The sequence below is a fragment of the Ruminococcus sp. NATIVEDY160 genome, from assembly GCF_045819885.1.
Taxonomy (GTDB): domain Bacteria; phylum Bacillota; class Clostridia; order Oscillospirales; family Acutalibacteraceae; genus Ruminococcoides.
In genome coordinates, this window is the sequence record NZ_CP162391.1 from 1,527,306 (window position 1) to 1,539,761 (window position 12,456).

At 46.1% G+C, this 12,456-nt stretch carries 15 protein-coding genes; 4 read left to right on the forward strand and 11 right to left on the reverse strand.

Going from position 1 to position 12,456, the window contains the following annotated elements; genetic code table 11:
* The first annotated feature begins 27 nt into the window (after positions 1 to 27).
* The gene (locus AB1I49_RS07510; protein ID WP_186833272.1) at positions 28 to 900 is read left to right on the forward strand and encodes a DegV family protein; all 873 of its coding nucleotides are present in this window, start codon (positions 28 to 30) and stop codon (positions 898 to 900) included.
* Between the two features lie 29 nt (positions 901 to 929).
* On the opposite strand, the gene AB1I49_RS07515 is transcribed toward AB1I49_RS07510, so the two are convergent.
* From AB1I49_RS07515 to AB1I49_RS07565, 11 genes are all read right to left on the reverse strand, one after another.
* The gene (locus AB1I49_RS07515) at positions 930 to 2,390 is read right to left on the reverse strand and encodes a hypothetical protein (protein WP_407720574.1); all 1,461 of its coding nucleotides are present in this window, start codon (positions 2,388 to 2,390) and stop codon (positions 930 to 932) included.
* A 19-nt stretch (positions 2,391 to 2,409) separates the two neighbouring features.
* Positions 2,410 to 2,619, reverse strand: a complete 210-nt coding sequence (locus AB1I49_RS07520; RefSeq protein WP_407720575.1) for a hypothetical protein — start codon at positions 2,617 to 2,619, stop codon at positions 2,410 to 2,412.
* Positions 2,597 to 3,748: a hypothetical protein gene (locus AB1I49_RS07525; RefSeq protein ID WP_186833269.1), complete on the reverse strand. Its 1,152-nt coding sequence runs from the start codon at positions 3,746 to 3,748 to the stop codon at positions 2,597 to 2,599. Before AB1I49_RS07525 ends, AB1I49_RS07520 begins: the two co-directional genes overlap by 23 nt.
* Positions 3,745 to 4,218 carry a glycosyltransferase family 2 protein gene (locus AB1I49_RS07530; protein ID WP_186833268.1) on the reverse strand — a complete coding sequence of 158 codons (474 nt, stop codon included), beginning with the start codon at positions 4,216 to 4,218 and terminating at the stop codon, positions 3,745 to 3,747. The genes AB1I49_RS07525 and AB1I49_RS07530 overlap by 4 nt, the downstream gene beginning before the upstream one ends.
* Positions 4,167 to 4,853: a hypothetical protein gene (locus tag AB1I49_RS07535; RefSeq protein WP_186833267.1), complete on the reverse strand. Its 687-nt coding sequence runs from the start codon at positions 4,851 to 4,853 to the stop codon at positions 4,167 to 4,169. Before AB1I49_RS07535 ends, AB1I49_RS07530 begins: the two co-directional genes overlap by 52 nt.
* Positions 4,790 to 5,383 (reverse strand): hypothetical protein, encoded by a 594-nt coding sequence (locus AB1I49_RS07540; protein WP_407720576.1) that lies wholly within the window; start codon positions 5,381 to 5,383, stop codon positions 4,790 to 4,792. Before AB1I49_RS07540 ends, AB1I49_RS07535 begins: the two co-directional genes overlap by 64 nt.
* A gap of 824 nt (positions 5,384 to 6,207) precedes the next feature.
* Positions 6,208 to 6,510, reverse strand: coding sequence for a HEPN domain-containing protein (locus tag AB1I49_RS07545; RefSeq protein WP_407721655.1), 303 nt, complete (start codon positions 6,508 to 6,510; stop codon positions 6,208 to 6,210).
* An 84-nt stretch (positions 6,511 to 6,594) separates the two neighbouring features.
* Positions 6,595 to 6,933, reverse strand: coding sequence for a nucleotidyltransferase domain-containing protein (locus AB1I49_RS07550; protein ID WP_092970398.1), 339 nt, complete (start codon positions 6,931 to 6,933; stop codon positions 6,595 to 6,597).
* A gap of 73 nt (positions 6,934 to 7,006) precedes the next feature.
* Complete coding sequence (locus AB1I49_RS07555) at positions 7,007 to 7,615, reverse strand: hypothetical protein (RefSeq protein ID WP_407720577.1); 609 nt, start codon at positions 7,613 to 7,615, stop codon at positions 7,007 to 7,009.
* 270 nt (positions 7,616 to 7,885) lie between these two features.
* Positions 7,886 to 8,293, reverse strand: a complete 408-nt coding sequence (locus AB1I49_RS07560; RefSeq protein ID WP_407720578.1) for a hypothetical protein — start codon at positions 8,291 to 8,293, stop codon at positions 7,886 to 7,888.
* Positions 8,294 to 8,357: 64 nt separating this feature from the next.
* Positions 8,358 to 8,828 (reverse strand): hypothetical protein, encoded by a 471-nt coding sequence (locus AB1I49_RS07565; protein ID WP_407720579.1) that lies wholly within the window; start codon positions 8,826 to 8,828, stop codon positions 8,358 to 8,360.
* 259 nt (positions 8,829 to 9,087) lie between these two features.
* Here AB1I49_RS07565 and AB1I49_RS07570 point away from each other — a divergent pair, with 259 nt between their 5' ends.
* Genes AB1I49_RS07570 through AB1I49_RS07580 form a run of 3 tightly spaced genes read left to right on the forward strand, consistent with a single transcriptional unit; the run spans position 9,088 to position 12,248 of the window.
* Complete coding sequence (locus AB1I49_RS07570; protein WP_407720580.1) at positions 9,088 to 9,792, forward strand: LytR/AlgR family response regulator transcription factor; 705 nt, start codon at positions 9,088 to 9,090, stop codon at positions 9,790 to 9,792.
* Positions 9,771 to 11,096: a sensor histidine kinase gene (locus AB1I49_RS07575; RefSeq protein ID WP_407720581.1), complete on the forward strand. Its 1,326-nt coding sequence runs from the start codon at positions 9,771 to 9,773 to the stop codon at positions 11,094 to 11,096. Before AB1I49_RS07570 ends, AB1I49_RS07575 begins: the two co-directional genes overlap by 22 nt.
* 18 nt (positions 11,097 to 11,114) lie before the next feature.
* Positions 11,115 to 12,248 (forward strand): hypothetical protein, encoded by a 1,134-nt coding sequence (locus AB1I49_RS07580; protein WP_407720582.1) that lies wholly within the window; start codon positions 11,115 to 11,117, stop codon positions 12,246 to 12,248.
* Positions 12,249 to 12,456: the final 208 nt, after the last annotated feature.

Consider the following 12,456-nt stretch of genomic DNA (forward strand, 5'->3'; position numbering starts at 1 on the left):
GGAAGAAATATACAAGGAGGTCAAGTTATGAAGTATGTTTTTATGACCGACGTTTCCTGCGACCTTACACAAAAGCAGGTTGATGAAGTCGGTGTAGCCGTAATTCCCATGGAATTTCAGATTGGGGACAAGTGCTACATGCATTACCCCGACTGCCGCATGATGAAGCTCGACGAGTTCTACGCCCTCATCGATGAGGGCGCTTATCCCAAAACAACTCAGATAAACATCGACGGCTTTAAGCGCTACTTTGAGCAATATCTCAAGGCGGGCAAGGACGTGCTCTACACGGGCATTCCCACGGGTCTTAGCGGCACCTTCAACACCTGCATGATCGCGGTCGAGGAGCTCAGAGAGAAGTATCCCAACAGAAAGCTAATCGCTATCGATTCATGCTGCGATTCCGCGGGACTTGGACTTCTTGTTTATATGGCAGGCAAAAAATATCAGGAAGGCGCGTCTATCGAGGAGCTTGAGGATTACATCGAGAGCACCAAGAAGAACATTGCGCACTGGTTTGTTGTAGACGATCTCGAGCATCTCAAGAGAGGCGGAAGGATTTCCGCTGTAGCCGCAACATTCGGCAAGGCACTCCAGATCAAGCCGATTATAAGCTGTGACGAAACCGGCAAGCTCGCAAACGTCGGCAAAATCAGAGGCAAGAGCCATGTTATCGACACACTTGTCAAGCACCTGAAGAGAGACGGCGAGAACCTCAAGAAATCCACCGTCTTTATCGGACACGCTAACAGCCCCGAGGTCGCCAAGGAGCTCAAAAAAGCGATCAAGGGCATCTGCAAGGAAGTTCAGCTCTGCGAAATCGGCCCTATCATCGGCTCACACGTCGGCTCCGGCATGATTGCCGTCGTTTTCCCCGGAAAGAGAAACCTGCAGGCTTAATATTTATAAGACACAAAAATACCCTCCCGTCAATTCCGGGAGGGTTTCGTTTTATCATACAGCTCCGCAAACGCGCGGGTCATGTGGGTATATGATTTTTTCAGCCGGGGCTTTTGCGTCAAATTGTCTATCCCCTTGAAATTTGCGTTAAAAAGCTCAATTTTGCCCGATTTGCCCGCGCCTGTCCTTATACCGTCAAAGGTCGTAAAATCGATTTCTGAGCCCGTCAGAGGCGCTATACACGCTTTTGTGCGCGGGTTCTTGACTCCGAGCAGGTACCAGGCAAGTCTGATTTCGAGCTGATTGTCCGCAAGGCAGAAGTCCGCGAGAGAATCAAAGTCCTCTGACGCAGGATTAGCGTTTCCGTAGCGCAACAATCCTGTCTCAACAGACTTAGGCGGAATTGTGACGTCCTCGTCGGGAAGATACATCTCATTCGAGACAAGCATTTGAATCGGGCGGTATTCGCCGCTGTTTTTCTCAAAAGGTTTCTTCTCGTCCTCGCCGAATATGCCGCGCAGAACAGCATATTTATAGTGGAAAACATCACGGTACGCGTCACACAGCAGACGCGTATTTTCTTTTCCGTTGATTTCGAGCAGGTAATCGACGGGTTCGGTAAACTCAAGATCCTTGTCCTTCGCCGATTTGCTGCCCTCGGCGGTTATCTGAATGGGCACGTAATAGGTATCGTTGTCAAAGTCAAAGTCCTTCGGCAGCGACACGAGAAGATGCATATAGTCCGCGTCGTACTGCACACAGACGCGGCTCTCTCCCACTCCGATGCTCTGAGTCCATTCCGAAGCGTCGCCGTCCGGATAGATATCGCTCGTATCAAAGCCAAGCAAGCCGTAGCCCTGTTCGGCGGACGAGAGGTCGTGCGTGCGCATTGCAGGGTCGTCGGGGTAGTACATGTCAATGTTCCATGTGCGTTTGAACCACTCGTCCTGCCACGAGAAAAGAAGTCCTCCGCAGCAGCCAGCCTCGCGGATATCGGCGGTCATTCGCGCGTTGAGCCAGCCCTGTTCGTCCTCGTTCAAGCCGCCCTGCTGATAGTTGTTTATGCCGATATGCGCCACTCCGCGCGAGGTGGACAAGCCGTACTCCGCGATAAGAAGCGGCCGTTTATACTGCGTTTTCAAGTCCTTCGGATTCATCACCGTGAAAACGCGGACGGTGTTTGCGTTCATTGCCGCAATCTGACGGAACCATTCCATGAAGGTGTCATATGTGGTGTCGGGACTCTTGAGGTCGGTCTGCGGCTCAGTAAGACCCATATTCACGCCCTTGATGTAGACCTTCTCTCCGCTGCCGTCCGAGGTGCGCCGGTAGAAATATCCGTTGTCTGACGCAAAGAACGGCATTCGGACATCGCCCGTATCAGGCAGGTCAAGCCGCGCCGGTGCGGCGCTGAACGCCGATTGTTCAAAGCAACCCGCGAGCGTCAGCGCGATCATCGCCGCCAGTATCAGAGCGGTTATTCGCTTCATCGGTAAGCTCCTTTCGCGTTCATTTGGTCGGTTCTGCCTTGCTGCTCTCTCTGTACTGCCTGAGATATTCCTGGAGTTCGAAATATGAAGGTTTCAGACGCTCATGCCAGGTCGGAGTATTCCAGCCGGTATAGGTGTAGCTGCCTCCGAAGGAAATGGATTTTTTGCTCTTGTCGGTGCAGACGCCCATGCCAAAGCTGAAAGAATCATAGTCCTGCGGCGCAAACACCTGCTCCTGCCAAAAATCGCTCATCTGCTGTTTTGACGACGGATCCATGACGTTGAGGAGCTGCCACGGAATACGCGGTGTAGGTATCCACCTTGCCGTTTTCGTCTGTCTTTTTCAGGTAGTCCTCCTGATAATTCAGGCTGTCGGGATAGTAGGGATAGATGTGGTATGACGCGAACATACCCGCGCCGAAATTGCGGAACTTTACGTTCTCGGTGTTGACGGTCGCCTTGTCCTCGTCGTAATGCGGCTCGTTTGGGTGACTGAGCGGGTCGGTGGTGATCCAGTTTGTGAACGCGAGCGGAGCCTGGAACTTGTATTCGTCGGTTTCGTGCTCTATCATCGCGTCGCCCACACGGCAGAGAAACGCCTCGAATGGGGTCGCGGACTGGGTGTAGAGATATTTGCCGTCGTAGTCGCTCATATCGGGGTGCTGCTCGTTTGTGTTCAGAACAAGATTCGGATCCCACTCTATGCCGATGATCCAGCCGGCGAGCCAACGCGAAACGTCCGTGCGGTAGGTGCCGGAAGCCTTGCCTGCCGACTCAGGGATAAGTGCGTTGCCGTGGATAACGTCAACAAGTGAGATCGCGTCGGTCTTGAACCCGCTGAGAATCTTCTCGTTCTCGGCGTAAACATCGCCTAAGCGCTCGATATCGTCCTCGTTGACCCAGATACCCTGATATAGATAAACAGGCTTTTCGGCTTTTTCATTAAAGTCCCTGAGCGCGAGATAGAACTGCGGACGCATTGTGGTATATACGCGGACGCAGTTGCAGTTCATTTCGCTGATGTATTCGAACCAACGAAGATATGTGTCATAGCTGATGGTCAGGTCGCCCGGGAAAAGCGCGGGCTCGGAAGCGCCGATATTGACGCCCGTCATAAGCTCCTCCTGCCAGCCGCCGTTTTTGTAGACATAGAAGGATTTTCCTTCGGTTTTGAATTTGTAGCTCAGGTCGTTGACAGTATCGGTAAACTCCTCGTTTTGCTGCTGCGGCGCGTCCTTGTCGCCGTTTTCCCGAGTAAAGGAAAGCTGCTTTATACCGAACGGCGCCAGCAAGCCAGTCTGAGCCAGCAGAAACAGAGTAGCGATTGTTGCGACGACCGCGATAACGTACTTTTTCATTGCTCAAACTCCTTGCGCTTGATTTTGCCCCAGGTTTTTCTGAGCTTTCTGTATTTGAGAATACCCTCCAGACGGAAAACGGAAATCATCTGGCGGTATCCGAAATTTTCGAGAATAGCGTAGATAGAAATTGAAATACTCTGCTTGGCGGTCATTGCCGCGCGGTGGGTGTACTGCTCGAGCACCAGACTGCCCTCGGACAGAATGACGCCCAGAAGCACCGCCAACAGAAAATACATGACGAAGAAGAACATATTCAGCTCGCCCATGATAAGAGAGAACGGTATCAGGAAGTAACCGATCGTTTCGATTGCAGCGCCGAACAGCTCGAAAATCCAGTTGTACGGCATCGAAAATAATCCGACCATGCCGTAGCGAGGATTGAAGGTCATGCTCCAGTGCGAAACGAGGGTATCCATCAGTCCGATTTGCCAGCGTCTACGCTGACTGCGGATATCTCCGATCGACATAGGACCCTGTGTCCAGCATATAGCCAGCTCGTTGAATCCCTGTTCTTTGCCGCCATCTGCAGGATCTGTTCGTCTTCCTCATAGCCGAATTCGGCAAGAGCCTTGATACAGGCGATTTTATGCTGCTGGTTGTTGCCCGTCGCGCCCGAGAGATACATCTGACGGAACGCGTCGAGCCTGAAGTGAGCAATCGCCTTGATGATAGTATTTTTCATATAAGGGTTGCAGGTTTCGAACAGCCTTGAGGCAAGCTCAACCCTGTCGCCCGAGAAAACGTCGAAAAACTCGTTGACAATGCGCGCGAAATACATTCTGTCATCCTGGATTGAAAGCAGGTATTCCGCAACGACGTCGGTATCGCCGAACTTCGCGAGTCCCATCGCCGCGTTGTAGGCGAGGTCGCGGTTCTTGTTGTCCACATACTTGCGAAGCTCGTCGCGGTACTGCGAGGCTCCCAGATCAGACAGTCTGCGGCAGGCGTAGCTCTTGCGGTAAACATCTCCGTTTTCGAGCATTTCCGCGTAGATTTCCACAGGCTTTGCCTGCTCGTTGACCTCGTCGATTATCACGTCTACGCCCTCGTCGCCGCTCTGGTCGCGGTACTGACGCATAGCTTCGATCGATAATTCATACACCTCAAAATCCCCGTTGACGGATCCGCAACATTGAGCCAGTTCCACGGCAGACGAATCTGCTGCATAATATAGACCTTGGAATTACCTTCCTTCTTGTTGAAGCGGCTGACTGCGGTATAAAACTCCGGCGGCAGCAGATCCTTGGCTACTATGCAGTTCGCGCCGAGCTCTGACGCGTTTTCAATAAGCTTTTCATAGAAGGTAAAGTCGCGGGTGTACATTGTTTTTCCCGGCTCGCAGGCGTTAATAGCAACCGCCTTAAAGCTGATTGACTTCCACTTGCCGTCCTCGAGAACCTGGAACTTGCCGTTGTTTACGCGCGAAACCTCTTCGTGGTGCTTTGTCTCCTCCGTATAGCGCGTAGAAGCGGTATCGCTCAGGATCTTGCGCATGAGAGGATTGTAGAAATTCCAGTAGAAGTTTGAAATATAGCCCTGCCTGTCGTATGAAAACAGCTGGAAAAACTGGCTGGCGAACAGGAACTTGCCGTAGCGTCCGCCCGAAACGTAATCTCCCCCTGCCCCTTTCAAGTAGACATTTTTTGAAAGAAATATCCAGTCACATCGCAGCCGCCGAAAAATTACGTGTCCTTTTCAGGTTCTATAACACAGTTGAGCAGTGGTCAGAAAGCACGTCATTCACGTGCGCAAACAAGCTATTCTGCACGCGATATCCCTGATAATGAAATGTAATTGACGTGCGTATCACACGCGGTAATACAAGTTCTTACTCAAATCGGCGTTTTTGTGTTGAAAAACGCTTGACAAAACCGCGTGTCTGTGTTATGATATTTCCTGCAAGTGACAAGTGTTCATTTGCAGCGATCATATATTTAGGGGTATAGCTCAGTTGGTAGAGCAGCGGTCTCCAAACGTGAACGCCGCAACGATTATCCGCATAAATACTGAACTTTCAAGGCTTGAAACGTTGGTTTCAAGCCTTTTTTCGTGTTTTGATTTTTGCAAGTCGTTAAAGTGATTTATGCAAAATTGAGGTCAAAACCTGCAAAAGATTTTGGAACAGCATCAAAAGACCAGCAATTTTTCATTAGGTTGGAAAGAGACAATTATCCCCTCCTGAAAACCTTGGCTGATACTTTTTCGAGTAAGTATACTTAAATACCAAGGCAGTCTCACCCAACGAAAACCAATTTAATTTTACCCCAATTATAAATCTAAATTTCTTCTCGATAAAGTATAAAACGCTGCACTCAACAAGTCATGTCAAGTGCAGCGTTCACCTTTTTGATCGTAAATATTTTTAACCTGCCACCAGCATTTACAGCATTGGCGAAAAATCCCTTTCTTTGATTTAGCGTCGCAAATTTTGACAGTTAATTGCCGTTATTGCCTTCCTATAACTTTGGCTCAAGATACTTTTGAACCTCTGTAATCAATTTATTAACTTTAGGGATCATATCATCAAGATCTTCTTTTTCAATCGGAATATAATCGTCGTAATCACTGTCATGGCGCATTAAGGACATTGTTGCGATGATGCTCGAGACATCTCTGTCAAAAATGCCGGTTTTAACATACAATCTTCTGAACTCGGAAATAACACCGCTGTGATGCTTTCTGTCTATGCCGTCCAGCGCCAACACTGCTCTCATTGCGTGAAAAACGCTGAATACTGTCTGCTGGCGGCACTTCTGTATCTATTTTCCTTATACAGTGCAACCGCGTCTCCGTAAAATTCAACCGCACGCTCTATTCTGATTTTTGAAATAGATTTCCAATCATCAACTTGCATATTTTATTCCCTCTCTGACGACGTTTTGATAAAACGGCAATACATTCATCAATCTCTCAAACTGTTCTGCGGGCTTTACACTGATTGACACGGTTATATCATGCTCCAAGCTCAAATCACTTGATAATTCCGCAATGTCCGAACGGTGATGGGATATAACAGATTGAGGCTGTTCAACCGTCAGAAGAATATCAATATCCGACTCCTCGTGAAAGTCGCCTCTTGCGTATGAACCATAGAGATACGCTTCCTCTATTTTGCCGAAAATTGCTCGGCAACCCTCATAAACCTCCTGCAACACTATCATTGCTTCGTTTTGAGTACACATTTAAGCAACCTCCTTACTCCCTTTGATTCTATTATAACCGATTTTACTGTATAGTCAACATGCAGATTTTTTCTCATAAATATAGTCGGTCTATGTTTTCAAACATCTGCCTGATCCAATCAGAAACATTAAACAAATTCGTAAACCAGTCAAACCACTCATTTCCAACACGATCAGGGATAAAGAAAACATATGGAGCAGTAGCTAAAGCACACAACAAAGCAAAAATGAATCGCTGACGCTTAATCAATGGAAAACGTTTTCTGATGAGCAATTTGAAGGTCAGGTGATAATTCAGCAAAAAGGCACAAGTGACCGCTGCAAAAAAGCCTAAAGGGATAAAGGAGTTCAAATGTGAAAGGCTGTAAAACGGATCAGCCATATACGACGCATGTTCAGCGAAAAAATCATATTTGATATCTAAAAATCGAGAAATAATCATAGGAGGAAGTCCGCAAATAAGCGCTCCTAAAATATGTGAAACCATTGCACAACCATAAGCAACCGGAACGGTTCTTGCAAGAAATGCACCTCTTATTCGCTTAAAAGTGAGAAATGATATTGCCAACATTGAGAAAAAGCAAAATAACAGCAAAGACAATGGCACGCACAATAAAAGCGGAGGTAAAAAAATCAATACGTATATAGGTAATCCTATTGAATAAAGATGTTTATTTCTCATCGTGCTCATCCGTTCTTAAATAGTCATTGGCGGCAATCACAAAAGTGAGCCTATTATTGTTTTATACATCCAATGGACAGACCTCCCAAAACAAGAAGGCAATAATTTGTGGTGAAATAACTAATCAAAAACTATTTCAATTCCCTTTGTTTTCCGATTGATGCGGAACAAATTCTCATGTGAATTGACCGCTTGTTTTTTTTAATTTTATTATAACCGATTTTGCTATTCAACAGTCATATTTACCTTTCCGGTATTGTCGTCTGCTGCCTATGTTCTTCCATGGTCGCCGACTTCCCAGTTACCGTTGTCAAGCGTTACCATATAATAAGTTTCAGTTATCAGACTATTTGTATTATCAGAATCCTGATTATCGTAATATGTGACGGATAATTCCAAGACATCCTGTAACAACTTCGGCTCAAATGAACGCCTGAATCTCCACAGGTTGTCATCCCGAACCTGTTCGTTATGCTCGTCGTTGTAATCGATTGTATAAAGAGTACAGTCATCAAAGTTCTTAGCAAAAAATGATTTAGCCGCTTCTACGACGTTATTCAACTCAGTTTCCGAATATCTTTGAGAATCAGTTAAATGGACACCGACATCTGAAGCCTCTCCGCAGCCGCTCAACGTCAGTACAAGAATTATCAAGAATGCTGCTATAAATTTTTTCATTTACAAAACTCCCTTCATTTTCGGGTGAAGTGATTTTTAATCATTGCCTCTTGAGGATTAATGTTTATGAAAACAGTGTCATCGCTTTATTGGCTAAATCCAATAAATATTGACGCGGTAGAAAAAATGTGACCGGCGCAGTGGATACAGCAATGATCGCTGCCGCTCTTTTGTTCTTGCTTAAAGAATAGATTTCGGCTCTGAAAAGGCGATAATTCATGAGGAATATTGCCAGTATTGCCATTAAAAATCCCAATATAATAAATGGAAACTTGTCGACGCGCAAATAGAACAATTCCGGAAAAAAACAAATGAAAGCGCCTATTATGTCTCCCGAGAATCCAATTCCCCAAATCATTAAGACAGTTTTGAAATATAGTTTCAAGCGTATTCTTTTATAAAATATCAAGGATATCAAAAGATATACAAGAGCGTCAATCAAAAAGTTTCCAGCCAAAACAAAGAAAATGACTGGCGGAAAAAACATCAGCAGATACGTCGGAAAAATCAAATTATATAATAGATTCTTTTTCAATGTATTTACCTCCTGTTCATCGGCGAGGTGCTTTGAACCCTTTCGGGTAAAGCGATTGTAGATAAATTCATCGGCAGAGAAAATTGAATAATGCGTCTGATATTTTCTTCTCACTCAAATGCTAACATATTATCCGCAAACTTGTCAACCCTCCAAAATGTCAGATTTTACCGGAAAATACACAAATTTTACCAGATTATTGTTTTTACTGTATACAATATGTTATACTGATATATAGATAAGTATCGGATGTGGTAACATGAAAATCTTAATTGTTGACGACGAACAGAGCTTTTTGACGGAGCTTCGGCGGATTACTTCGCGTATCTGCCGCGAGAACGGAATTATCGCGGATATCAACGTCACCTATGACGCGGAATCGCTTGTCAATGGCGGCGGAAAACAATATGATGTCATACTGCTTGATATTGAAATGCCGAAGCTATCGGGACTTGATTTAGCGGAAAAACTGAACGCTGTCAGAAACGGCTCCGACAAGCCTTTTATCATTTTTGTTACGAACCGAGAAGGTCTTGTTTTTGAAGCGCTACGGCAGCAGCCCTACTCCTTCATTCGCAAATCGCATCCGGAGGACTTGGCTCCCTGTCTGATTCGGCTGAATGAAAAATGCGAAGAAGAGTATCTGACAGTCAAGTCCGGACGAAGCACGGATAAGGTTGCGTTTCGGGAGCTGATTTATCTTGAAAAAGTGAATAACTATGTGGTGTTTCACACCACACGCAGCGAACTGCGTGAACGCGCCGCAATGGACGAAAAAGCGGCTGAGCTGACCTCAAAAGGATTTGTCCGCGCTCATATCGGCTGTCTGATCAATATGCGTTATATCGCGGAGATTATGCCGCAAAATATTCGTCTTACCGACGGCACCCTTCTTCCGCTTAGCAGAAAATACAGCAAGGAAGTCAGACGGCAATTCTTTGAATGGATGGTAAATGTGCAATGAACGTCGGATTAGTTTTAGAAATCACGGCGAACATGATCGAACAGGTGATTCTTATCGGATTTCTCTACCTGTTTTTCGATAAGCCCGAGAGCAAGGTGAAACGGATCATTCCCTTGTGTGCGGCAGTTTGCCTGCTGTCTGCAGCGTCGATATACTTTACCTTCAATGAGATGACCTTTCACTTTCTTTACTACATTTTCGCCATGATTGTCATGGTGCTGTATGCCGTGCTTTTTTTGAAGGGAAAGCTGTATTTGCGGATTATCATTCCCATCGCGGTTTCAAACATATCAATCGCTTACCTTACGGTAAATGTCATGAGCACCTTCGGAAAAATCCCCTTTTCCGAAGCGGTTACATCGTCCGAAGCGTTTCGCTGTCTGGTTCTTTTTACTGCCAACGCTTTCTACGCGGTTTTTCTGTTTGTTATCTACAGGTTCAGCAAAGGCAAAATCAACATGCGAAGCCTGTCCGATATTCTGGCATTTATCGTCATACCACTCATCACCTGTACAGTCGGGTTTACCGCTTTGCTGGCGTTTGCGGCGGTTGATTTTAACGGGGATATACAGATCCATATCACCATCATCGCGCTGAGCACAGGACTTATGGCGGTTATCTTCTGGTACCTGCTGATTAAGGTCAGCAAAGATTACCGGGTAAAGGCAGATCTGATGGTAAGCCATCAGCGCGAGGAGCTTTACAGGCAATCCGTATTAAGCACAAACGAGCAGATTGAAAAAATCTCCGCCGTTAAGCACGACGCAAAAAATATGCTGATGTCTGCAAGCATGCTGATTTCTCAGGGCGAATACAACAAGGCGAAGGCGTTATGCGAAAGCATGAGCGAGCAGCTGTCTGCGGCTTATACGCCCGTTCACACCGACAATCCAATGCTCAACGCGATAATGAATGTTGAAATCGAAAAAGCGCAGGAGAAATCAATTGACTTCTCGTATGAAATCGGCGATACGCTTCGGTTTGTGGAAGATACGGACATTGTATCCATCATCGGTAATCTATGCGATAACGCGATGGAATACCTCGTCTCACGCCCTGTTGAGGAGCGAAAAATGACACTATCAATTACGGTTCATCAGGCGTATTACTGCGTGATTTGCAGGAACGCCGTCGCAGGCTCAGTGCTGCAATCAAATCCTGACCTGCAGACCACTAAGGGCAATAAGACGCTTCACGGCAAGGGAATCGGCATACTGCGAAATCTCGCAGAAAAATACGGCGGAGAACTGCTGTTCAATGAGGACAGCAATCAGATTACGGTTTCTGTGATTATGATGAATTGATAATCGGAGGTGGATCTTGTGAAAAAAGAATATAAATTAACAGTTCTGCTGATACCATTCGCAATATTATTATCCGCATGTGCTGGACGTATCAACTTATCGGATTCCGAACCGATCGACAACGCCTACGGCAATGAGTTCGCCAACGGCAGCGAGGTTGAAGAAGGCTTATGGCGCACAAAAGATGCGCTGTATGTCAGAAGGTTTTTGCGAAACTGGGATTGGCAATCTTCTTCCTATACTACGCAAAGCATCTACAAGTTGACCGACGTGGGACAGGAGCAAATCTACTCCGAAAAAACGGAACACAATTTAAGTACCGATCTGCAAATGCGGATGTATCACGGTGAATTACTGGATTATTACCTGCACACCGACACAGAGTCCGGTCATCCTGAAATATGGAGACTGAATATGGACAGCAGGCAGTTCGAGAAATACATCGAATTGGCGCCGCCGAACGGAAGCATACCGTACCGTTTTTTTGTCTTGGAGGATAAACTGTATTTCATTTCTTCGCCCGAAAAGGAAGAAGTGGAGGACTATGTATACCTCTATGATGACGGCACATACACACTGCTGGCGTCCAATGAAACCTTTGGAAATATGTTTCTTCCCCTCTATTTTTCCAAACACAATATGTATTATGTGTTGCCGGAATCATTTGATCAAATCGCTGACAGTCGGTTTTACACCTACTATATTTTCGATTTGGAAGCGACAAAAACCGTCAGGGAAATTCGGCTGGATAAAGTGGCGGAGCTCGATCAAAGCGGCAAAGGCTCATGCAATGACATCAGATTTACAGATCATTATGTTTATTTTAACTATCATTTTACCGACGATGATACCTATACCTTGTACCGCACCGACCTCAGTGATATGAAAACAACCAAGATCGTCGATAACAGAGGTTGCAGGATGAACAGCTGCGGAGATACCCTATATCTTGCGTTCGCGCCAAAGGACGCTTCGGATACGGTAAGGACGCTGCACGTTTTGACGCCGGAAAACGATACCCCTCAGAAAATCTGTACCATGGACATCAACAACCTTTACCTTGTCGATGACAAATGGGTGTATTTTACGGACTTCAGCAATACGATCTACCGGATTTTGCCGACCGGCGAAAATCTGCAAAAGGTTATGTGATTAATTAAACGGTAACGCTGCTAATATAATTGAACTTTCTTGTTTCTCGGATATTTATTCAGACAGCAACATCGGAACGACCTGCTCATTTTTGCAAAAGCAGCTCCGCCCCAAGCAGAATCAACAATTTCAGCTCCGGATCTTTTTCGGACTATCTTTGATTTAGCGTCTCAAATTTTGAACAGTCCTGTTGCTCTGTTTTTACTAT

Excerpts from the sequence above, each read along its gene's own strand:
- AB1I49_RS07510 (WP_186833272.1), top strand. The coding sequence starts at position 28 with ATGAAGTATGTTTTTATGACCGACGTTTCCTGCGACCTTACACAAAAG.
- AB1I49_RS07515 (WP_407720574.1), bottom strand. The coding sequence starts at position 2,390 with ATGAAGCGAATAACCGCTCTGATACTGGCGGCGATGATCGCGCTGACG.
- AB1I49_RS07525 (WP_186833269.1), bottom strand. The coding sequence starts at position 3,748 with ATGAAAAAGTACGTTATCGCGGTCGTCGCAACAATCGCTACTCTGTTT.
- AB1I49_RS07530 (WP_186833268.1), bottom strand. The coding sequence starts at position 4,218 with ATGTCGATCGGAGATATCCGCAGTCAGCGTAGACGCTGGCAAATCGGA.
- AB1I49_RS07550 (WP_092970398.1), bottom strand. The coding sequence starts at position 6,933 with ATGTGTACTCAAAACGAAGCAATGATAGTGTTGCAGGAGGTTTATGAG.
- AB1I49_RS07555 (WP_407720577.1), bottom strand. The coding sequence starts at position 7,615 with ATGAGAAATAAACATCTTTATTCAATAGGATTACCTATATACGTATTG.
- AB1I49_RS07560 (WP_407720578.1), bottom strand. The coding sequence starts at position 8,293 with ATGAAAAAATTTATAGCAGCATTCTTGATAATTCTTGTACTGACGTTG.
- AB1I49_RS07570 (WP_407720580.1), top strand. The coding sequence starts at position 9,088 with ATGAAAATCTTAATTGTTGACGACGAACAGAGCTTTTTGACGGAGCTT.
- AB1I49_RS07575 (WP_407720581.1), top strand. The coding sequence starts at position 9,771 with ATGGATGGTAAATGTGCAATGAACGTCGGATTAGTTTTAGAAATCACG.